The organism is Sorangium sp. So ce394 (assembly GCF_051474665.1).
Taxonomy (GTDB): domain Bacteria; phylum Myxococcota_A; class Polyangia; order Polyangiales; family Polyangiaceae; genus Sorangium; species Sorangium cellulosum_D.
Map to the genome: position 1 here is coordinate 1,857,661 of NZ_CP150339.1, position 21,826 is coordinate 1,879,486.

Annotated in this window: 15 protein-coding genes; 8 read left to right on the forward strand and 7 right to left on the reverse strand. The window is 74.3% G+C overall.

Translation table 11 applies throughout. The features are described 5' to 3' along the window. Nucleotides 1–84: 84 nt before the first annotated feature. Genes WMF33_RS06790 through WMF33_RS06805 form a run of 4 tightly spaced genes read left to right on the forward strand, consistent with a single transcriptional unit; the run spans nt 85 to nt 4,290 of the window. Complete coding sequence (locus WMF33_RS06790; protein WP_437336359.1) at nt 85–1,107, forward strand: DUF2169 family type VI secretion system accessory protein; 1,023 nt, start codon at nt 85–87, stop codon at nt 1,105–1,107. Next, nucleotides 1,089–2,204 (forward strand): 3-oxoacyl-ACP synthase, encoded by a 1,116-nt coding sequence (locus WMF33_RS06795; RefSeq protein ID WP_437336360.1) that lies wholly within the window; start codon nt 1,089–1,091, stop codon nt 2,202–2,204. Before WMF33_RS06790 ends, WMF33_RS06795 begins: the two co-directional genes overlap by 19 nt. Next, nucleotides 2,201–3,526 (forward strand): PAAR-like domain-containing protein, encoded by a 1,326-nt coding sequence (locus WMF33_RS06800; RefSeq protein ID WP_437336361.1) that lies wholly within the window; start codon nt 2,201–2,203, stop codon nt 3,524–3,526. The genes WMF33_RS06795 and WMF33_RS06800 overlap by 4 nt, the downstream gene beginning before the upstream one ends. A 2-nt stretch (nt 3,527–3,528) precedes the next feature. Next, nucleotides 3,529–4,290: a hypothetical protein gene (locus tag WMF33_RS06805; protein WP_437336362.1), complete on the forward strand. Its 762-nt coding sequence runs from the start codon at nt 3,529–3,531 to the stop codon at nt 4,288–4,290. 21 nt (nt 4,291–4,311) lie between these two features. On the opposite strand, the gene lon is transcribed toward WMF33_RS06805, so the two are convergent. Further along, entirely contained in the window at nt 4,312–6,723 is a 2,412-nt protein-coding gene (gene lon / locus WMF33_RS06810) for an endopeptidase La (RefSeq protein WP_437336363.1), read from the reverse strand. A 118-nt stretch (nt 6,724–6,841) separates the two neighbouring features. On the opposite strand from lon, the gene WMF33_RS06815 reads away from it, so the two are divergent. Then, nucleotides 6,842–7,822, forward strand: coding sequence for a lysophospholipase (locus tag WMF33_RS06815; protein WP_437336364.1), 981 nt, complete (start codon nt 6,842–6,844; stop codon nt 7,820–7,822). Nucleotides 7,823–7,838: 16 nt separating this feature from the next. Then, nucleotides 7,839–8,225, forward strand: a complete 387-nt coding sequence (locus tag WMF33_RS06820; RefSeq protein WP_061622015.1) for an NFACT RNA binding domain-containing protein — start codon at nt 7,839–7,841, stop codon at nt 8,223–8,225. A 91-nt stretch (nt 8,226–8,316) separates the two neighbouring features. Here the strand turns inward: WMF33_RS06820 and WMF33_RS06825 are convergent, their stop codons facing one another. Then, entirely contained in the window at nt 8,317–8,784 is a 468-nt protein-coding gene (locus WMF33_RS06825) for a hypothetical protein (RefSeq protein WP_437336365.1), read from the reverse strand. Between the two features lie 83 nt (nt 8,785–8,867). Next, nucleotides 8,868–9,653: an RNA polymerase sigma factor gene (locus WMF33_RS06830; RefSeq protein WP_437336366.1), complete on the reverse strand. Its 786-nt coding sequence runs from the start codon at nt 9,651–9,653 to the stop codon at nt 8,868–8,870. 929 nt (nt 9,654–10,582) lie between these two features. Here WMF33_RS06830 and WMF33_RS06835 point away from each other — a divergent pair. After that, complete coding sequence (locus WMF33_RS06835) at nt 10,583–12,949, forward strand: LamG-like jellyroll fold domain-containing protein (RefSeq protein WP_437336367.1); 2,367 nt, start codon at nt 10,583–10,585, stop codon at nt 12,947–12,949. 99 nt (nt 12,950–13,048) lie between these two features. Here the strand turns inward: WMF33_RS06835 and WMF33_RS06840 are convergent, their stop codons facing one another. The 3 genes from WMF33_RS06840 to WMF33_RS06850 form a co-directional block, all read right to left on the reverse strand. Beyond that, nucleotides 13,049–13,534 (reverse strand): SRPBCC family protein, encoded by a 486-nt coding sequence (locus WMF33_RS06840; protein WP_437336368.1) that lies wholly within the window; start codon nt 13,532–13,534, stop codon nt 13,049–13,051. Further along, entirely contained in the window at nt 13,531–13,881 is a 351-nt protein-coding gene (locus tag WMF33_RS06845) for an ArsR/SmtB family transcription factor (RefSeq protein ID WP_437336369.1), read from the reverse strand. Before WMF33_RS06845 ends, WMF33_RS06840 begins: the two co-directional genes overlap by 4 nt. A gap of 183 nt (nt 13,882–14,064) precedes the next feature. Then, the gene (locus WMF33_RS06850; RefSeq protein WP_437336370.1) at nt 14,065–15,912 is read right to left on the reverse strand and encodes a sigma 54-interacting transcriptional regulator; all 1,848 of its coding nucleotides are present in this window, start codon (nt 15,910–15,912) and stop codon (nt 14,065–14,067) included. 111 nt (nt 15,913–16,023) lie between these two features. On the opposite strand from WMF33_RS06850, the gene WMF33_RS06855 reads away from it, so the two are divergent. Beyond that, on the forward strand, nt 16,024–19,968 hold the full coding sequence (locus WMF33_RS06855; protein ID WP_437336371.1) for a protein kinase domain-containing protein: 3,945 nt from the start codon (nt 16,024–16,026) through the stop codon (nt 19,966–19,968). Here the strand turns inward: WMF33_RS06855 and WMF33_RS06860 are convergent. Next, nucleotides 19,961–21,637 carry a protein kinase domain-containing protein gene (locus WMF33_RS06860; RefSeq protein WP_437336372.1) on the reverse strand — a complete coding sequence of 559 codons (1,677 nt, stop codon included), beginning with the start codon at nt 21,635–21,637 and terminating at the stop codon, nt 19,961–19,963. The genes WMF33_RS06855 and WMF33_RS06860 overlap by 8 nt on opposite strands. Nucleotides 21,638–21,826 lie beyond the last annotated feature (189 nt).

Sequence of the window (21,826 nt, forward strand, 5' to 3'; positions counted from 1 at the left end):
CGATACTACATGCTCCGCGCCGGGCGGTGTCGAGCGGCTTGTCGCGGGCCAGCGAGTCTGAAACCATCCTCGCTCACCGGCCGGATGCCCGCCCTCGACAACCTCACCCCGCTCGCGGCGGCCGATTTCCCCTCGCTCACGCGCGACGGCGTGGAATGCCTCGTCGTCGTCGCCGCCGGCAGCTTCGTCCTGCCGGCGCCGGGGCGGCCCGCCGCGGGGCCGCTGCGCCTCTGCGACGAGCAGCCCGCGCCGCGCGCGGCCGACGCGTACTGGGGCGAGCCCGGGGCGTCGAGCCTTCGCTATGAATCGGAGGCCGCGTACACGCGCCCGATGACGGACGTGCTGCTCCACGGCCACGCGTGGACCGCCGGCGGGCGGCGGGCGACCACGGCCTCGGTCGCGGTCCGGGTGGGCCGGGTCGAGAAGCGGGCGCTGGTCTTCGGCGCGCGCGTCTGGCAGCGGGGCAGGGCGGGGCTCTCCCCCTCGAGCCCGGAGGCCTTCCGGTCGATGCCGCTCCGCTACGAGCAGAGCTTCGGCGGGGCGGCGGCCGGCGCGTACGACGCGCGCAACCCGGTGGGCATGGGCCTCTACGCGAGCGAGCGCGAGGCGCAGGGCCGCCCCCTGCCGTTCATCGAGGACCCCGACGCGCTCATCGAGGGCTGGTCGGACCGGCCTCCGCCGTGCGGCTTCGGCCCGGTGGCCCGGAGCTGGCAGCCGCGCCTCGGGCTCGCGGGCACGTACGACGCGGCGTGGGTCGAGCGGCGCGCCCCGCTCTGGCCCGCCGATTTCGACGAGCGCTTCTTCCAGGCGGCGCCGCGGCGCCTCGCCGCCTCGCCGCACCTGCGCGGCGGCGAGCCCGTGCTCCTCGACGGCGTGTCGCCGGACGGCCCGATCGCGTTCTCGCTGCCCGTGTGCCGGGTGGTCGCGAAGTGCGCCCTCGGGCGGCGCGTGGAGCGGCGGCTCATGACGCTCGACGCGGTCTACCTGGAGCCGGACGAGCGGCGCGTCTCGCTCGTCTACCGGGCGACGTTCGCGGCCCACGGCGAGCTCGCCGGGCACGAGGTCACCACCGTCCGCCTGCTGGAGCCGTGGGAGAACGCGCCGTGAGCGGCGAGCGCGTCGTGGGCCTCGGGCTGTGCACGCCGATCGGGACGACCGAGGAGATGACGCTCGCGTCGATGCGGGCGGGGCTCGCCCGCTTCGCCGAGGCCGCGGCGCCGGGCGCGGGCGAGCCGGTGCGCGCGTCGCGGCTCGCGACGCTCGATCCGTCGTCCACCCGCACGGAGCGGATGATCGCGCTCGGCCGCGCCGCGCTGGACGGCGTGCGGGAGCGGCTCAAGGCCTCTCCGATGGGGCGGGTGCCGCTTTACCTGGGGCTGCCGGAGCCGTCGCTGGGGGCGCCGGTGGCGCGCGAGTCGCTCCTCGGCGCGCTCCTCTCCGCGCCGCCGGGCCAGGCGGGGGGCGCGCTCGCGCTGGTCGGGGCGTTCGAGGGCGGGCGCGCGGCCTTCTTCGAGGCGCTCTCCGCGGCGATCGGGGACCTGCGCGCGGGCCGGGTCGGTTCCATGGCGGTGGTGGGCGCGGTCGACTCGCTCTGCGACGCGGACTCGCTCGCGGCGCTCTCGGCGGCGCGGCTGCACCTCTCCCCGCAGAACCGCGACGGGCGCATCCCGGGGGAGGCGGCGGGCTTCGTCGTCGTGGCGCGGCCCGGGGCCGCGGCGGGGATGGGCCTCGAGGCGCTGGGCGTCGTGCTGGGCGTCGCGCTCGGGGCCGAGCCCGCGCCGTTCGCGTCGCGGGTGCCGAGCGCGGCCGACGGGCTCACGGGCGTGTTCCGCGCGCTCCGGGGGGACGAGGCGGCGGGGGCGCGGCGCGTGGACGAGGTGATGAGCTGCCAGCCGGGCGAGTCGTTCTGGGCGACGGAGCTCTCGCGCGCGTACCTGCGCAACGCCGCGTGGATGCCGGAGCCGCTCGCGCTGCGCGCGGCGGGCGAGTGGCTGGGCGACGCGGGCGCGGGCGCCGCGCCGGTGATGCTGGCCGCGGCGCTCCACCGGCGGCGGAGGCGGGCGCAGGCGGCGCGGGCGGCGGGGCGGGCGCCGCGCGCGCTCGTGTACGGCAGCGCGGACGGCGCGCGGGGCCGCGGGGGGCGCGTGGGCGCCTGCGTCGTGGAAGCGGCCGTCGGGGGCGCCGGCGGAGGAGAGGGGCGATGAGCAACGTCTTCGCGAACGGCCGGCTGGTCCTGCATCAGGGCGACGGCCTCACGCACGTCGCGGCGCCGCCGGACGTCTGCAAGGTGCCCACGCCGGCCGGCCCGGTGCCCACGCCGTTCGTGAACACGGCGCAGGACGCGATGCTGGCCAAGGGCAGCAAACAGACGAGCATCGCGGGCAACCCCGTGGCCCTCGCGAGCTCGGAGCTCAGCACGAGCACGGGCGACGAGCCGGGGGCGGCGGGGGGCGTCATCTCGTCGAAGATCAAGGGCAAGCTGACCTGGGGCGGGTCGAGCATGGATGTGAAGGTGGAGGGCAAGGGCGTGGCCCGGTTCCTCGACCCGACCCTGCAGAACGGCAACACGTTCAACACGGCGTTCATCTCGAACGGGCAGACGGGGCTGGCCTACGGCGACGACGCGCCGTGCGGGGTGTGCGAGCAGCCGGTCGGCAACCACCGGGTTCACGAGACGGGCGAGGTGGTGGCGACCCTGCTCGACCTCTTCAAGGAGCTCCGGGACAGGTTCCGCGAGCAAGAGGCGCACCTGCGCAGGTATCTCGACCTCCTGGAGCAACGGCGGGAGAAGCGGGCCGTGTTCGAGCGCAAGATCGATGAGGAGAGCGCGAGCTTGGAGAAGCTGGAGCGGGACGTGGCATCTGCGAAGGCGGAGCTCGACGAGGCGAGCAAGGAGCGCAAGGCCGAGCTCGGCAAGAAATACAACGACGCCAAAAGGGAGGCCATGGCGAAGGAGGGCGAGATCAAGGCCCTCAGGCGAGAGATGGATGTCGCGACCCAGGCCTTCACGCAGGAGCTCCGCGAGATCAACGACGAGCTCGGGGCGATGCGCCCTGTCCTCGGCGCGAGCGAGGGGACCGGCACGTACACCAAGCCCTATATGATCGGGGCGTGCATCTGTAAGTGCGCCCAGAACCCCAAGAGGCTCGCGGCCGCCTCCGGCGAGGTCACGCCCGGCTTCAGCGACGCCGTGGACGCCACCGGGACGTTCGCGCTCGTCGACGGCTTCGCGCAGAGCGAACGGCAGAAGAGCGCCCTCGAGACGATGAACCGGAATGTCTGGGACTGCGCCGCTCCCAAGCTCCTCAAGGCAGGAGGCGCGGGCGGACACAAGGTCAAGACCATGTCGGAGAAGTGGTACTCGCCCCTCGGCAAGGCCGTCAAGGTCACGTACACGAAGACGAAAGACGGAGAGAGCTCGAGGGGACTGGAGAAGTTCCAGCACGGAGAGTCGGTGCCTTCGTGCGAGACCTGCCAGGAGCTCGTCCCGGAGATGCTCTGTGACAACCACGCGGAGTGTCCCTGATCATGGAAGAGCTCCTCGCGCTGCTGGACCGCTACGCGCCGGGGTACCGCGGCCGGATCCAGGGCGTCTACGGCTGGCGGCTCGACGAGCTCGAGGAGCGCTTCGGCCGCCCTTGCCCGGGCTTCTACCGAGCCTTCGCGGCGGCGATGGGCGCCGAGGGCGGGCCGCTGCTCGACGGCCTCCACGAGTACCATCCTTCCAAGATCGCAGAGCTCTACGAGCTTGCCCCGTGGATGCCGCCGCGCCGCTTCCTCTACGTCTTCGGCGACGCTTCCCCGGACGGGCAGCACTACTTCCTCGATCTCGACGCCCCGTCCGAGGCCGAGGACTGCCAGGTGGTCCGCTTTCCGTTCGGCGAGCAGACGTGGAAGACGCGGCTCACCCGGCGGTTCGCGAGCTTCCGGGAGATGCTGTTCGTGCTGGCGATGAGGAATGTCCACCTCCCGACCTTCCCTCACCGCGCCGAGCACCTCTCCGCGGACGGGCCGGCGGGCGCGCCTCCGCGCGCCGAGGACGCGGCCGTGGTCTTCGAGCGGCTCGGGTTCACGCGGCTCCCGTACCCGCGGCGCTGCCTCCTGTTCGAGCGGCAGGACGCGGCCATCCTGCTCTACCGGCGCCCGGACGAGCCGGGCTTCTCCATCCGCGTGGGGATGCGCGACGCCGCGAAGCTGCGGAGCTTCCAGGCGATCGTCGAGGATTCCGCCGGGTTGACCGAGTGGCGCGGGGCCGCGTCCGTCGACACCGGCAGCGCCGAGGGCCGCTGAGGCCGTCCCGGAGCGCGCGCCTCAGGACGCCCGCGCGTGCGGCATCTCCTCCGGCGCCTCCAGGCGGATCGGCCGGAGCCGCAGGCAGACCGCGATCGCCTCGTCGAGCGTGCTCACCAGGGTGAACTCCAGCGAGCGGCGCACCTCCGCCGGCAGATCGTCGAGATCCGCCTCGTTGTCCGCCGGGATCAGGATCTCGAAGATCCCCGCCCGGTGGGCCCCCAGCACCTTCTCCTTGAGGCCCCCGATCGGCAGGACCGTGCCGCGCAGCGTGATCTCCCCGGTCATCGCGATGTCGCTCCGCACCGGCCTGCCCGACAGGGCGCTCACCAGCGCCACCGCGATCGTCACGCCCGCGCTCGGGCCGTCCTTGGGCACCGCCCCCGCCGGAACGTGGACGTGCACGTCGCGCCGCAGCAGCCGATCGAGCGGCACGCCGAGCTCCGCCGCGTGCGCGCGCGCGTAGCTCAGCGCCGCGCGGCCGCTCTCCTTCATGACCTCGCCGAGCTGCCCCGTCAGGACGAAATCGCCCTTGCCGGGCATCACGCTCGCCTCGACGTGCATGATGTCGCCACCCATCTGCGTGTAATACATGCCGGTCGCGACGCCCGGCAGATCGTGCTGCAGCCTCCGCTCCAGGCGCATCTTCGCGCGACCGAGCAATTCCTTCACGTCCTCTCCCGCGCTCACCACGGCCCGCTCGATCTCGCCGCCCGCGATCCGGCGCGCGGCCTTTCTCGCCAGGGCGCCGAGCGTCCGTTCGAGCTGACGTACGCCCGCCTCGCGCGTGTAGCCGCTGATGATCTCGCCGAGCGCCGCGCCCGTCACGCGCAGCTGATCCTCGATCAGCCCGCACTCCCGCCGCTGCCGGGGGAGCAGGTACCTCCGGGCGATCTCGTGCTTCTCCTGCTCCGTGTATCCGGCGAACAGCGCGGTCTCCATCCGGTCGAACAGCGGCGCGGGGATCGTCTCCCGGAAGTTCGCCGTGCAGATGAACAGCACCTCGGACAGGTCGAACGGCAGGCCGAGGTAGTGATCGACGAAGCCCTCGTTCTGCGCCGGATCGAGCACCTCCAGCAGCGCCGCGCCCGGATCGCCCTGGAACGAGGCGCCGAGCTTGTCGACCTCGTCGAGGACGATCACGGGGTTCTTCGAGCCCACCCGCTTGATCCCCTGGAGGATGCGGCCCGGCATCGCGCCCACGTAGGTGCGACGATGTCCCCGGATGTCCGCCTCGTCGCGCGCCCCGCCCAGCGAGACGCGGACGTACTTGCGCCCGAGCGCCCGCGCGATCGACTCCGCGATGGACGTCTTGCCGGTCCCGGGCGGACCGAGGAAGAGCAGGATCGGGCCGCGGGAGACCGCGCGGCTCCGCTCGCCCTCGCCCCGCGCCTGCTCGACGCGCAGCTTGCGGACCGCCAGGAACTCGAGCACCCGGTCCTTCACGTCGCCGAGGCCGTGGTGATCCTCGTCGAGGATCGCCCGGGCCCGATCGAGATCGACGTGGTCGTCGGTGCGCTGGCTCCAGGGCAGATCGGCCACCCACTCGAGCCAGGTCATCAGCACCTGCGCCTCGGGCGATGTCTCCCGTCCCATGCGCTTGAGCCGCGAGAGGTCGCGCCGGGCCTCCTGCAGCGCGTCGGCCGGGAGGCCCGCCCGCTGCAGCTTGTGCTCCAGACGTGCCGCGGCGTTCTCGTCGTCCTCCTCGCCGAGCTCCTTCTGGATCGCGCGCAGCTGCTCGCGGAGGTAGAGCTCCCGCTGCCGCTCGCCGAGCTCCTCCTCGACGGTCGTCCGGATCTTCTCCTGGGTCTCCACGATCCCGATCTGCCGGTAGAGGTGGAGCGCGAGGCTGCGCATCCGCTCTTCCGTCGAGAGGATCTCGAGCAGCGCCTGCTTCTCGGGGGTCGGGAGGTCCAGGTAGAAGGCGATGTGGTTCACGAGCTCGGCGGGCCCGTACATGCTGCCGACGAACTGCTTGAGCACGTCCTCGGGCGCGCCGCGGTGACGGCCGTACTCGACGGCGCGCTCGCGCACCTCGCGGGCGAGCGCCTCCAGGGCGCTGTCCTCCTCTGGACGGAGGGGGAGATCGGCCAGCTCGATGACCGGGGCGCGGATCACGCCATCGACCTCGGTGTAGCGGGGCGCGGCCGCTCGCCGCTCGCAGTACAGCACGAGCTGGAGGCCTGAGCCGAACCGCTGCACCTGGGTGATGCGGGCGATCACGCCGATCGAGAAGAGGCCGCCCGTGGTGGGCTCCTCGGCGGCGTCGCGCTGGGCGACCGCGAAGATGCGCTTGTCTTCTCCCTCCATCCGGAGGGCGGCCTCCACCGCGCGGAGCGTCTTCAGCCGTCCGACCGTGATGGGCGTCGCTATCCCAGGGAAGAGCACGGTGTCGCGCAACGACAGCACGGGCAACGATCGGCGCTCGGGCATGGCCGCGTCGTCGTGCGAACCTCATGCCACGGAGGACCGTACCGAAAAGTCCTTTCGGCGCGGAAGCATCGAGAATCGTGGTCAGTCGCGCGCGGAGCGGTGGTAGGGTCCTCTCCCGATGCCCGCGGACACCTTCACGTTTCAGGCGGACGACGGTCGAGAGCTCTTCGTGTACCGCTGGCTCCCGGACGACGGGGCGCGCGGCATCTTCCACATCGCCCACGGCATGTCCGAGCACGCGGGCCGCTACGCGCGCCTCGCGCACGCGCTCTCTGCCGCCGGGTGGGCCGTCTACGCGAACGACCACCGCGGCCACGGCAGGACGGCGCGCGAGCGCGGCGAGCTCGGCTTCTTCGCGAGCCAGGGCGGCTTCCAGCGGGTCGTGCGCGATCTCGCGGCGCTCATCGCCCGCGAGCAGGAGGAGCACCCGGGCCTGCCGGTCGTGCTCTTCGGCCACAGCATGGGCTCCTCGCTCGTGCAGGAGTACCTGATCGAGCGCGGCGGCTCGATCCAGGGCGCGGTGCTCTCGGGCTCCTCGGGCAAGCCGAGCCCGCTCGTCGACGCGGGCCGGCTCGTGGCGCGCGCGGAGCGGCGGCGCCTGGGCGAGCGGGGCAAGAGCCAGCTGCTCCAGTCGATGAGCTTCGACAGCTTCAACAAGCTGTTCGCGCCGGCGCGCACGCCCTTCGACTGGCTCTCTCGCGATCGCGCCGAGGTCGACGGGTACATCGCCGATCCCCGCTGCGGCTTCCCCGCGACCGTCTCGCTGTGGATCGACCTGCTCGACGCGATGGTGGACATCGCGCGGCCCGAGCGGCAGGCGCGGATCCCGAAGGATCTGCCGGTCTACGTCTTCTCCGGCTCGCGCGACCCGGTCGGCGGCCCGCTCCGGGGCGTGACGCAGATGATCGAGGCGTACCGCGCCGCCGGCCTCCGCCGGGTGACCCAGCGGATCTACCCCGGCGGGCGCCACGAGATGCTGAACGAGATCAACCGCGAGGAGGTCGTGCGGGACCTGCTCGCGTGGCTCGACGTCGAGGTGAAGACCGAGGCGGCGCCCGCGCGGCCCGCGCGGGCGAGCGCCGGCGCCGCGGCCGGCTGACGGCGGGGGGCTGGGGATGGGCAGCAAGGGGCGGCCGTACCGCACGCTCTCGTTCGACGGCTTCGAGGTGCTCGTCGGCCGCGGCGACGACGACAACGACGCGCTCACCTTCGAGATCGCCGAGCCGCACGACCTCTGGCTGCACGTGGCCGGCGGCACGCCGGGCAGCCACGTGATCGTGCGCAACCCGGGGCGCGGGGAGGTCCCGCGCGAGGTGGTCGAGCGCGCCGCCGCGGCGGCCGCGTGGTACTCGAAGGCGCGGGGCGCGGCCAAGGTGGAGGTCCACGTCTGCCGCGTCGCCGACGTGAGCAAGCCGCGCGGCGCCCCGGCCGGGCTCGTGCAGCTCGCGCGGTGGAAGAGCGTGCGCGTGCGGCCGGAGATCCCGGGGCGCGAGCCGGGGTGAGCGGGGCGGCGGCGGACCGGCCGCCGCGAGGCGCGGGGCCGGGGCGGCGCGCCGGCCGCCGCCGGCCAGCGCGCCTGCCCCGGACTGCCGATCACAGCTCGCCCGCGAGCACGCACATGCCGGCCTGGCAGGAGGCGGTGAGGCCGAGACAGGGCCAGACCGCGCACGCCACCTCGCCTTCCACGCACTTGGGCTCGACCTCGCCTGACGGGACGGCGCTGCAGGTGCAGTCCCCGCAATAGCTGGCGAGGAGGCTGCAATCGTCGTCGGTCTGGCACTCCGGCGGCGGGGCGGCCACGCACGCGGGGCTCCCGTTCTGCGCTTCGCAGACGAAGCCGTCCTTGCAGCGGACGCCGGCGCAGGCGTCGCGGCCCTTCACGGGCCCCACGACCGCGGTGGCCTGCGCGGAGAGGGCCGCCGCCTCGCCGAGCTCGAGGTCGTCCGCGGGCGGGGCGCCGCACGCGGGGAGGAGCGCCGCGAGCGCCATCATCGCGGCGAGCGCCGAAAACGAGACGAGATCTCCGTGGGCCGAGCGCAACACTGCCTTCTGAAGAGACATGAGTTCTTCTTCCTTCCTGCGATGAGAGGCGCTCTGCCGCTCCCGCCCGCGGGGGGCCGGCGCCTCTCGTTGTCGATGAGGGTTTAGGAGCGATGCTCTACGCGGCTGACATCCGACGCCGACTTCTTCCTGGTGCGCTGCCCCGGCGCGACCCGGCCTGCGGTTCGTGGCGCGCCGTGGGATCGCGCGGGGTCGAGCGATGTCCCGCTGTCGTCGGCCGCCATCGCCCTGCGCCGTCCTCCGGGCGCGCTCGGCGCGCGCTGGCCGCCCCCGGCGGCGAGCTCCGCGAGCCGCCGCTTGAGGCGGCTGCTCCAGGCCTGCACCGCGGCGGTGCTCATCCCCGTCCGCGCGCACACCGCGGCGATGGGCTCCTCCTCGATGAGGAGCGCCTCGAAGAGCTCCCGCCCGAGGGGGCTGAGCTCCGCGCGGAGCAGGCCGAGGGGGCGCTCCAGCGCGTCGCGGGCGAGCACCCGTGCCTCCGGATCGTCGTCGGACCGCGCGCCCTCCTCCGGCGCGTCGTCGAGCGGCAGCGCGGCGGCCTCCGGGTGCCGCCGCCAGCGGCGGAGGGCCGCGGCCACGCGCTGGTCGGCGATGAGGCCCACCCAGTTGGCGAGGCTCAGCCCGCGGGCCGGATCCCAGGCGCGGAGCGCCCGGCTGCCGTCGCGGAACAGCTCGACGAACACGTCTTGCACGAGGTCGTCCAGGCGATCGTCCGCCCCGCCCGCGGAGCGGGCGAAGCGCCGGTGGAGCGCCCGGCCGACGCGCGCGTGGATCACCGGCGTGAGCGCGGCGATCACGGATCGGAGTGACTGGATCTCTCCGCCGAGCGCGGAGGTGAGAACGGATGTCGTCAGAGGGGTGTCGGGCAAGCAGATCTCCTTGGGGCTGCCGGCGGGGAGCGTCCTCTCCTCTCTCGTCTCGCCGCTCGCAGGCCGTCCTCGCCTGCGCCCGCGCGCGTACGCGCGCGCAAGGAAGGAAGGCGACATGAGGCGAGAGGCCGAGGAGGCGGACGTGACCCGCGCGACGCCCTGATGCGTCATCGGTGGCGCGAGCGTCCTGCGAGGAGCTCGGGCCCTGTCGTCGTTCGTCGTTCGTCTTTCGTCTTAGCAGCCCGTGTGCCTGAGCCGTCGCCGCGGGCGCGGCGCGCTCTCCCGGGCAGGACGCGCCTTCCGGCCGGGCTCGTGCAACTCTTGCACGACCGGGCCATGTAACTCTTGCCTGATCCCGGTAACTCCTGCACCCGGCGGCTCCCCCGGTCGCGCGCGGCCTCCTGCGCGGGGCGAGCCTCTCGGCGCGCCGCTTGCCGCGCGGGCCGGGCCGCCCGGCCGCCGCCGCGTTGCGCCCGCCTCAGTCGCCAGCGCGGCGTCGGCGGAGAGATGCCATCCCGGCGCGATGCCCCGCCCGCGCCCGCCGCGGGCGCTGCCCGGACGATGAATTGATTGCATGAGGCACATGATGGCGATGAGTTGCGAGGGGACCGCTTCGCGGTTAGACATTGGCTCGCCGGACCGGGGATATGTAAAGATACGTTAACGATGTCAGGTTCTTGCTTCAGCAGCGCTGGAGCATTGAATTGAGCAGCTCCGCTCGCTAAGGAATCGGCCGGTCGTCGGTCGCCTGGAGCGCGAGCTGCCAGGTGGAAGCGCTCGATGCCAGCGCGGTCGTGGTGACTCTTGGAGACCACGGCTCGCGCGAGCGCCAAACCCGAACAGCCCGGTCGAGTCAGACGGACTCCCGCTGCAGCGCTCCGCGCTCGGTCGGAGCCCGTGCGGTCAACTTTCACCCAACGAGAACGTCAATGCGGAACCTCTCCTTCGGCTTCGCCCATCCTCTTGCGACCAAAACCAGCGCCGCCGCGGTCCTCGCCCTCATCGCCCTGGGCGCCGCCGCATGCGGAAGCCATGATGTCGGCGAAGGCTCATCCGGTGATGCAGATCTCGCGCTCGATCAGGCCGACGTGCCGGTCGGCTCGGCGATCGCGCCGCTCTCGGCGCCCCGGTCGGCGGTCGGCTTCTGGCGGTTCGACGATTGCGACAGCTCGACGACAGAGCTGTCCGACGCGTCGGGCAACGGCGCGACGGCCACCCGCTCGGCCGGAGCGGCCTGCGCGCAGGGCAAGAGCGGCCTCGGTATCTCCTTCGACGACAGCAACGACACCGTCACGATCGCCGACGATCCCCGCTTCACGTTCGGGCAGAACCTCGCGGTCGCCGCGTGGGTCAACCCGACCTCGGTGTCGGGGTCGACGGTGCGGACGATCGCGCAGGAGCGGAACAACAGCGGATCGAGCTTCTCGCTGGTCGTCCAGAACAACGAGGCGAGGTTCGCCGTCACCCTGGCCAACGGGCGGACGGTCACCTCCCGCGCCCCGATCCAGGCCAACGTGTGGACGCACGTCGCGGGCATCTACGACGGCAGCCTCGTGCGGCTCTTCCTCAACGGCCAGCAGGCCGCCCAGGCCAGCGCCACGGGCGCGATCCGCGATATCAACGCGCCCATCCAGATCGGCAACAACCCGCAGCGGCAGCGCTTCGCGGGCCTCATCGACGAGGTCTGGGTCTCCGCCAACCCGCTGACCGACGACGACATCACCCAGCTCACCTGCATCAGGCACCCCGGCACGGTCGTCGCGACGCCGGAGAGCAGCGGCCCCCCGGGCACGCCTGTGACGTACCAGATCGCGGTCACCAACAACGATGAGGCGGAGTGCAGCCCCCGGAAGTACGGCCTCAACCTCTTCGGCCGGCCGGGGATCCTCTCCACCGTGAGCCCCGGGAGCATCCCCGACGTCGGGCCCGGGAGCACGGCGACGTTCTCGGTCACCGTGACCGGCACCGAGGCCGTGGACCCGGGCGTCTATCAGCTTACGTACGACGTGATCAACCCCGACTCGCCCGATTCCTTCTTCGTCGCGTCAGGGAACCTCACCTACGAGATGATCGCGCCGGCGGGCTGCTTCGTCCGGACGAACCGCGAGATCTTCGTGAAGCACCTCAGCGTCGTCGAAGATCCCATCCGCACCACGTTCAACGGGCCGGCCGGCGATCCCCGGACGGGCGCGTGGACGTTCGCGCGGCTCATGGAGGACATGGCGCCCACGCCGGCCGACGCGCCGGCCATGGTCGAGCAGATGTTCGATACCTGGCTGACCGATCAGGCCGTGAACGGCTTCACGGTGCCGGCGCGCCCGGCCATTCAACAGGTCGTGTTCGACGAGTGGCCGAGGAGCCCTGACGGGTCGCTCGACCTCCGGCAGGCCCCGCTGATGCTGCTCGGCATCGTCAACAGGATCGACGTGCGGAACCTCGCCGAGGGGCACGCGGGCGAGGGGCGGTTCGTGTTCGGCGTCTTCAGCCAAGGTTTCGCGCAGCAGTTCACCCTCATCCTGGAGTACAAGCTCCCCGCGTCGACCGAGGCCGACGTGCTCGACTGGGCGAACGACTGGCACGCCCTCGGCAGCCTGCCCTTCCCCTCGGAGGAGTACAACGCCGCCCTCCAGGCGATCACCACGCGCTTCGCGGGCCGGAACGCCGCGCCCGGCAGGCCGAACGGGAGCGCGCTCGGCCAGCTCCGCACGAACGAGATCGCGCTCTCGGACCCGTGGGAGCTGCGCGAGTTCGTCCTCTCGCCCGAGACGGGCTTCCTGCGCCCGGCGACCGTCAAGCTGACGCCGGACATCGGCTTCGACGGCTCGGCCACGCTCGCGGCCTACGTGAACCAGAACGAGGCCGCGATCCTCTTGGAGCAGCACACGGTGCCCGACACGTTCCAGGGGAGCCCGTTCCTCGCCGGCTCGTCGTTGAACAACCTCACGGCGTGGATGGCCCCGGGCATCCTCGACAACGAGGCGCGGCACAAGTTCTCGCTCAACACCTGCAACGGGTGCCACGGGGCGGCCGAGACCGGGACGCCGTTCCTGCACGTGAACGTGAGGGCGCCCGGGAACGAGGGGACGCTGTCCGGCTTCATGACCGGCATCGAGGTCCCCGATCCCGTGACCGGCGCGCCGCGCACGCTGAACGACCTCGCGCGCCGCAACCAGGATCTGAGGGCGCTGGTCTGCGCGCCCGTCCCGGGCTTCGCAGCCGCCGCGACCGCGGAGCGGCCCGGCGCGGCCGCGAGCCGCTCGGCGTTCATCCGCCGCGGCATCGGGCGCGTTCACTGATCCGCGGCAGCCCTAGCGGGCGCGGCGACTCGGCCGCGCCCGCCGGGGCAACGGCCGCGGGAAAGCCGCCGGAGCCGGGAGCGCCCCGCGAGGGGACCCTCACTTCGTATAGCGCTTGTCGAGCTTTCCGAGCTGGCTCGTGAAGCCGCCCCTCTGCATCTCCGTGGTCTGCGCGTCGTGCATCGCGTGGAGCGTCACGGCCATGTGAGCGCCGTGCGCCAGCGGGGTGAAGAGGACGTCGATGCGGCTCTCGTACGCCTCGACGCCCGGGAGAAAGTCGATGACGCTCGCGATGGTGAGGGCCTTCTGCGGCGAGAAGGCGCTGAAGCGGGCGCGCACCTCCGTGGACGTCGGCTGCCCGCCGCGCTTCATGGCCTCGATCACCTTCGGGTCGTCGGCGATCATCGTGTAATGAAGGAGCCCGTTCTCCTTCGGCTCGAGCGCGTGGACCTCGACCCGGAACCCCTCCGGACCCCACCAGGACTCGAATCCATCCTTGGTCGCCCAGAGCTCCCAGAGCTCGGAGACCGACGCCGGATAGGTGCGTTCGATGAGGATGGTGGCTTTTTCGGCTGTCGCGTTCATTCACTTCGTCCTTTCTTGGTCCCGCCGTTTCGCGCCGTTCGTCTCGCTTCGAGCGCCTGGCCAAACCGATCCAGGCGCTTCTCCCAGAGCGACCGGTAGCGCCCCACCCAGTCGTCGAGCTCTCGGAAAGGCTCCGGGCGCAGCGAATAGAGCCGCCGGGTGCCCTCCGCCCGCACCTCCACGAACCCGGCCTCCCCGAGGATGCGCAGGTGGCGCGAGACGCCGGACTGCTGAATCGAGACGAGCTCGACGAGCTCACCGACCGCGCGCTCGCCGTCGAGCAGCGCCTCCAGGATCAGACGCCGCGTCGGGTCGGCCAGCACTTCGAACAATTCCGAGCTGGGCATGGGCTAAACATACGCACTGGTATATATACATGCAAGTAAATATTTGATCGCGCGGCGGGCGCCTCGTCCCCTCGGCGAGGGCCCTCTGCTCTCGAGCGCGGCCCCGCCGACGGAGCGCCGGAAGGGGGGGGCCCGCGGCCCCGAGACACGCCCGCTCAGCTCGGAGCCGCGCCCGGCGGCGCGTCACCGCCTGCGCTTCGCCAGCCCGTAGCGGTTCATCTTCAGCACGAAGGTCCGGAGCGGCATGTGGAGCGCCTCCGCCGCCTTCGTCTGCACCCCGCCCGCCGCGGCGAGCGCCTCGGCGATGCGCGTGCGCTCGAGCTCCCGCACCTCCTCGGCGAGCGGCCGGAAGCTCCGGCCGGGCCCCCCCGAGGCGGGGGCCGCGGCGCCCGCCGGCGCCACGGAGGGCGGCGCGCTCTCGGCGCGCGGCGGGGCCGGCGCGAGCGGCGCGGGCAGGTGCCCCCGCTCGACGATGCGCGCGCTGACCGTCGCCGCGATGTACTCGATCACGTTCTTCAGCTCGCGCACGTTGCCCGGCCACGCATGGGTCGCGAAGAGCTCCGTCGCCTCGGTCGACAGGACCATCTCCTCGCGCCCCGCCCGCGCGCACGCGTCGGCCAAAAACGCCCGCGAGAGCGCGAGGATCTCCCGAGGGCGCTCCCGGAGCGGGGGCAAGATCACGGTGGCCGCGCCGAGGCGGTAATAGAGATCCTGCCGGAAGCGGCCCGCCTTCACCTCTCCCTGAAGATCCTTGTGCGTCGCGGCGACGAGGCGGATGTCGACTTCGCGCTCGCGCACGTCGCCCAGCCGGAGGATCTTCTTGGCCTCGATCGCGCGCAGGATCTTCGCCTGCGCGCTCGCCGAGAGATCGCCGATCTCGTCGAGGAAGACCGTCCCGCCGCTGCCGTGCTCCAGCAGGCCGGGCTTCGGGCCCGCCGCCCCGGAGAACGCGCCGCGCTCGTAGCCGAACAGCTCGCTCTCGACCAGGCTCTCGGGCATCGCGGCGCAGTTGAGCGTGACGAGCGGCCGCTTCGCCCTCGGCGACCACTCGTGCAGCGCGCGCGCCGCGCTCTCCTTGCCGACGCCCGTCTCGCCGGTCACGAGCACCGGGAGGTCCGTCGCCGCGAGGCGCCGGATCAGGTCGAACACGCGCACCGTGGCCGCGTCGGCGAGCACCGTGCGCTGCCCGCCGATCTCCAGCGTGGTCACCGCCTCCGCGGCGGCCGCCGCCTGCCCGGGCAGGGCGACCTCCGCCGCGGCGCGCGCCGACGCGACCAGGGTGTCCGCGTCGCACCCGTCCGCGGGCGCCGTCGCCACGCCGGCCCTCGGCGCCGCGCGCGCCGGCGAGGCGTCGCCCGCGGCGCGCGCCGCGTCGAGCAGCCGCTGCACGACGTGGCCCGCCGCCGCGGCGTCCGCCTCCGGCAGGAGCACGAGCAGCCGGTCGTCGGCCTCGAAGCCCGCGAAATCGGTCACCGCGAGCTCGCGCTCCAGCGCGCCGGCGACGGCCTCGCGGGCGGCGGCCGCCCCGAGCTGGACGGCGATCACCGCCGCCGGCCGATCGTGGCGCAGCGCCCGGTCGATCTCCGCCTCGATCCGGCGCCGCAGCTCGGCGAGCTCGAGGATCTGCCGGCTCCTCGCGGGGCGGGGGCACCGCATCACCACCACCGTGTCGCCGATCGACACGACGTCGCCCGAGCCGAGCGGCCTCGCGCCGTCGACGGGGACGCCGTTCAGCAGGGTGCCGTTCCGGCTGCCGAGATCCACGAGCTGCGCGCGCCCGTCGAGCAGCACGATCTTCGCGTGCTCGCGCGACGCCGAGGTGTTGCGGAGGCGCACGTCGGCCCGGGGCCCGCGGCCGAGGAGCACCACGCCGCTGCGCGGGAGGCGGAGCACCGACGAGGAGCTCCCCTGCACGACGAGCAGGTACGAGCCGCCCTCGCCGGCCCCGCGGGGCGCGTCATCTGTTCGGGTCGGACCCCAGGACGCCGTGGCCTCGCTCATCCCCTCGCGGCCGACTCTCTCATTCGGCACCAGCGCGCGCAAGGCTAGCGGCGGGCGCCGGCGACCGCTTGCACATGCAGGAACCGCGACACGCCGCATGGTAGGCTCGCCGCCCGCAGGCCGGGATTGCAGAGCGATTGAATGCAGGGGCCGCTCTCCAGCACAGCGCGATTCACGATCGGCCGCCGCCTCGGCGAGGGCGCGTTCGGCGTCGTCTACGAGGCGCACGACCGCGAGCGAGGCGCGCGCGTCGCAATGAAGTCGCTCCACCGCCTCGACCCGGTGGCGCTCTATCGGTTCAAGCGCGAATTCCGGGCGCTGTCCGAGGTCGTCCACCCGAACCTGGTCGCGCTTCACGAGCTGTTTTCCGAGGACGATCGGTGGTTTTTCACGATGGACCTCATCGAGGGCGCCGATTTCCTCTCCGCCGTGCGCGGCCCCTCCGCGCAGCGCGCCCCGGCGCAGAGCGCCTCGATGCGCGCCCCCGCCGGCGGCGATCCGGACGAGACGGCGCCGGTCGTCTCGTCGACGTGGCCCGAGCCGGTCGCCTCCGGCGCCGCGCGCGGCTTGGACGACGCCGCGCGCGGCTTGGACGACGCCGCGCGCGGCTTGGACGACGCCGCGCGCGGCCTGGGCGGCGCCGCGCGCGCGCCGGCCGCCGCCCCGCCGCCGCGCTGGGGGCCGCTCCGGAGCGCGCTCTTGCAGCTCGCCCAGGGCCTCGCCGCGCTCCACGCGGCCGGCAAGCTCCACCGCGACCTGAAGCCGTCGAACGTGCTCGTGACGCCCGAGGGCCGGGTCGTCATCCTCGACTTCGGCCTCGTCACGGAGCTCTCGACGGGCTCGATCGACCAGAGCGGCAGCCACATCGCGGGGACGCCGGCCTACATGGCGCCGGAGCAGGCGAGGCGCGGGACGCTGTCGCCCGCCTGCGACTGGTACGCGGTGGGCGTCATGCTCTACGAGGCGCTCACGGGCCGGCGGCCGTTCGAGGGCGGGGCGCTCGAGGTCATCGTGCAGAAGCAGCGGGACCGGCCGCCCCCGCCGAGCGAGCTGGCGGACGGGATCCCGGGGGACCTCGACGCGCTCTGCGCCGAGCTCCTGCGGCCCGAGCCCGGCGAGCGGCCCCCGGCGCACGAGGTGCTCCGGCGGCTCTCGCCGCCGGACGGCGAGGCGGAGGGCCGCGCCCGCGGCGAGGCCGGCGCGCCCGAGCGGCCCCGGGCCCGGAGCAGCGCGCCGGCCCCGGGCGCGCCGTTCGTCGGGCGAGAGGGGCACCTCGAGGCGCTGCGCGGCGCCTTCGCGCGCGCGAGGGGCGGCAGGGCGACCACCGTGCACATCCACGGGACCTCGGGCGCGGGCAAGACCGCCCTCGTCCGCCGCTTCCTCGACGAGCTCTCGGCCGCGGGCGAGGCGGTCGTCCTCGAAGGCCGCTGCTACGAGCGGGAGTCCGTCCCGTACAAGGCCGTCGACAGCCTCATCGACGCGCTCAGCCGCCACCTCGCGCGCCTCCCCCGCCTGGACGCCGCCGAGCTCATGCCGCGCGACGTGCACGCGGTCGTGCGGCTCTTCCCCGTGCTCGGGCAGGTCGACGCGATCGCCCGGGCGCCGCGGCGCGAGGTCGAGCCCCCGGACGCCCGGGAGCTCCGCCGGCGCGGGTTCGCCGCCCTCCGCGAGATCCTCGCGCGGATCGCGGACCGGCGGCCGCTCGTCCTGTTCATCGACGACCTGCAGTGGGGCGACGCCGACAGCGCCGCGCTCCTCACCGACCTCCTGCGCGAGCCCGACGCGCCCGCGCTCCTCTTGCTCCTCTGCTACCGGAGCGAGGACGCCGCGCGGAGCGAGCTCGTGGCGCGGCTGCTCCCGCCCGACGCGGCCGGCGCGGACGCGGGCGACGTCCGCGCCCTCGCCGTCGGCGCGCTCTCGCCCGAGGAGGGGCGCGCCCTCGCCCTGGCCCTCCTCGGCGGCAGCGACCGGGCCGCCGCGCAGGCCGACGCGATCGCGGAGGAGGCCGAGGGGAACCCGTTCTTCGTGCTCGAGCTCTCGCGCGAGGTCGAGGGGCGCGCCGCGCCCGAGTCGTCGCGCGGCGCCGGCGTCCGGCTCGGGTCGGTGCTCGCGGGCCGCCTCCTGCGCCTGCCCGCGGCGGCGCGGCGCCTGCTCGAGGTGGTCGCCGTGTCGGGCAAGCCGCTCGGCCGCCGCGACGCCCGGGAGGCCGCGGGGCTCACCCCCGACGAGGAGCAGGCCGCGCTCGCGGCGCTCCGGGCCGGGAGCGCGATCCGCACGCGGGGCCAGCGCGACGAGCAGGAGCTCGAGACGTTCCACGACCGCATCCGCGAGGCGGCGCTCGCGCAGCTCGGCGCGGCGGAGCTCGCGGAGGTCCACCTCGCGCTCGCCGCCGTCCTGGAGGCGTCGGGGCGGGCCGAGGCGGACGTGCTCGCGATGCACTTCCGGCGCGGCGGGCGCGCCGACAAGGCGGCGCACTACGCGGTGAAGGCGGGCGATCGCGCGGCCGAGGCGCTCGCGTTCGATCGCGCCGCGGAGCACTACGCCGCCGCGCTCGAGGTGGCGCCGGCGGGCGCGGGCGGCGCGGCCGGCGCGGACGACGCGCGCGCGCTCCGGATCAAGCTCGCCCACGCCCTGCGCAACGCCGGCCGCGGCGCCGAGGCGGCCCGCGCGTACGCCGCCGCGGCCGAGGGCGCGGCGCCGCGGGAGAGCCTCGATCTGCGGCGCTGCGCCGCCGAGCAGCTGCTCGTGAGCGGCCACATCGAGGAGGGCAAGCGCGCGCTCGCGGGCGTGCTCGCCTCGGTGGGGATGCGGCTCGCCGAGCGCCGGTGGGCGGTCCTGCTCTCGCTCCTGTTTTGGCGGATCCTCCTGCGCCTGCGCGGGTTCCGCTTCCGGGAGCGCGACGCGCGCGCGCTGCCGGTCGAGACCCTGACGCGCCTCGACATCTGCTGGTCGGCCTCGGTCGGGCTCGCGATGGCCGACGTCCTCCAGGGCGCCGCGCTCCAGGCGCGGCACCTCTACCTCGCGCTCCGCGCGGGCGAGCCCTACCGCCTCGCCCGCGCCATCGCCACCGAGATCGGGCACCTCGGCACCGATCACGTCGTGGGGCGCCGCCTCGCGCACCGGCGCTACGCGACGGCCGCGGCGCTCGCGGAGAAGGTCGGCGATCCGTACCTCGTCGCGGTCAACAAGTGCATGCTCGGGGTCGTCGAGTGCCTCTCCGGGCGCTGGGCCGAGGGCCTCGCGCTCTGCCGCGAGGCCGAGGATCTCCTGCGCGCGCGGTGCGCCGGCGTCGCGTGGGAGCTCGGCACGAGCAGCCGGTTCATGATGGTGGCCCACTACCACCGCGGGGAGCTCGACGCGCTGGCCCGGCTCGCGGCCCCGCGCATCGCCGACGCCGACGCGCGCGGCGACCTCTACGCCGCGAGCTTCTTCCGGGTGGGGCTCACGTACATCGTGCCGCTCGCCGCGGACCGGCCGGACGCCGCGCGCGACGAGGTGCTGGCCGCCATGGCGCGGTGGCCGCGCCGCTCGTTCGACCACCTCGACTGCCTGGAGACCGTGGCGCTCGGGCGCATCGATCTCTACGCCGGGGCGCCGCTCGCGGCGCGGCGGCGGATCCGGGACCGCTGGCGCAAGATCGCCTGGTCGTTCCTGCCGAGGTTCCAGTACTACCGCGTATTGATTCATCATTTGCGCGCCTCGGCGGCGCTCGAGGCCGCCGCGCGCGCGGCCTCCGGCGACGCCCGGCTCGCGCGGCGCCTGCTCGGCGAGGCGGAGCGGGACGCGCGGCGGCTCTCGCGCGAGGGCGCGCCGTGGGTCGCGCCGATGGCGACGTCGCTGCGCGCCGCGATCGCGGCGCAGCGGGGTGAGGCCGCCCAGGCGCTCTCGCTCCTCGAGGCGGCGGCGGCGGCGTTCGACGGGAGCGAGATGGCCCTGTTCGCCGCCTGCGCCCGCCGCCGCCGCGGCCAGCTCCTCGGCGGGGAGGAGGGCCGCGCCCTGATCGAGGCCGCGGACGCGTGGATGGCGGGCCAGGGCATCCGGAACCCGGCCCGCATCGCGGCGATCTTCGCGCCGGGGTTCAGCTGAGGTCGATCTCGACGGTGTGCACCGCGGCCATCGCCGGCGAGGCGCGGAGCGCCGCGAGCAGCGGGCCGCGCTCCTGCCGATCGTCGCCCTCGGCCCGGTGGGCGACGATCAGCAGGAGCGCGGCCGGGTCGGGCGGGGCCAGGATCTCCGCGAGCAGCGCGGCGCTGTCCGCGTCGCCCCAGTGGGCGTCGTCGATGAACACGATCACCGGGCGGCGATCGGAGAGCCGCCCGAGCAGGTCGCGGAGCGCGGCCGACGCGCGCGCCCGGAGGCGCGGCTCGCCCTCGTCGTCGGCGGGGCCCCGCGGCGAGGCGCGCACGGCCGGGACGCGCGCGAGCACGGGAAAGACGCGGGCGAGCGCGGCGGCGCCGCGGGGCATGAGCGCGGCGGCCTGCTCGGGCGGGGCCCGCACGAGGTGGCGGCTGAGCGCGTCGATCGCGCCGTCGAGCGCCTTGAACGGCACCTGCTCGCGCTCGTGGCACCGGCCCTCGAGGACGAGCGCGTCCTCGGCCCATCCGTCGAGGAAGGCGCGCACGCGCGCGCCCGGCTCCGCCCAGGCGGCGCCGTGGACGAGGACCAGGCAGGGCTGCCCCCCGCGCGCCCGCGCGAGCGCGCCGGCGAGCGCGTCGAGCTCCGGCCCGGGCGGCGGGCGCGCCGCGCGCGCGCCGCAGCCGCCCTGCGCCGGGGCCGCCGGGCTGCCCGCACCGCCGAGGCGCCGGATCACCTCGGGGCCGGAGGGGCGCCGCTCCGGCGCCGTGCACAGGAGATCGTCGGCGAGGCTGGCGAGGTCGTCCGGCGCCCACGGCGCGACGTCCTGGAGCCGGCGGGGCGCGGCGCGCTGCTTCTCGGCGAGGATCTCGAGGGGCGTCCCCGCGAAGGGCGGCTCTCCTGCGAGCGCCTCGAAGAGCATCACGCCGAGGGCGTACCAGTCGGCGCTCGGCGTGACGGCGCGCGCGCTCACCTGCTCCGGCGCCATGTACCGCGGCGTCCCCACGAGCTGCTCGGCGTCGGTCGCGCTCTGCCCGCTGTGCGATAGGCGCGAGGCGATGCCGAAATCGAGCACGACGGCGCGCCCCTCGGGCGTGACGAGCACGTTCGAGGGCTTGAGGTCGCGGTGGACGAGCCGCGCCTCGTGCACGGCCAGCAGCGCCCGGGCGACCTGGACGAGCGACGACCGCACCCGCGCGACGTCGGCGCGCGCCTCCGGGCGATGGTCCGCGCCGACATCGATCGACGTGGGCGATGCGGGCCAGCGCACGACGGCTTCTTCCTGCGTGGCGTCGAGATCGATTCCCTCGTCCGGGGGCGCCGTGCTCGGGAGATGGGTCTCCGGGGCCGGGGCGGGGGCCGTGGTTGGCGCGGCGCCGCCTGCGGCGCCCTGCCCGCGCACGTAGGTGAGCCAGTCCACACCGTGGATGAGCTCCATGGTGAAGAGCCACTCGTCTCCGCTGCCGATGAGATCGTGGAGCCGGACCAGGTTGTCGTGCGCGATGTCGGCCAGCGCCCGGAATTCCCGCTTGAAGCGGTACAGCGCCGGCGCGCTCACGCGCGCGAGGGTCTTCAGGGCGACGCGCTCGCCGCGCGCGCGATCGAGCGCCTCGTACACGATCCCGAAGCCGCCTGCCCCGAGCCGCCGGACGATCTGAAAGCGCTCGGGGACATGCGGCATGGCGGCTACGCGAGGTGAGGTCCCTGTGGAGCGACCGTATCAGGTCGTGGCGCTCGGCGGCCAGCGTCGAGCGCGGCCGGAGGCTCCGGAGCCTCCGAAGCCTCCGGTGGTGGACCGGCGCGCGAGCGCGCTTTCGAGGCTGATTGACAATGCCCTGGCGGCTCCCGCATCCTGGGCTCCGATCACCCA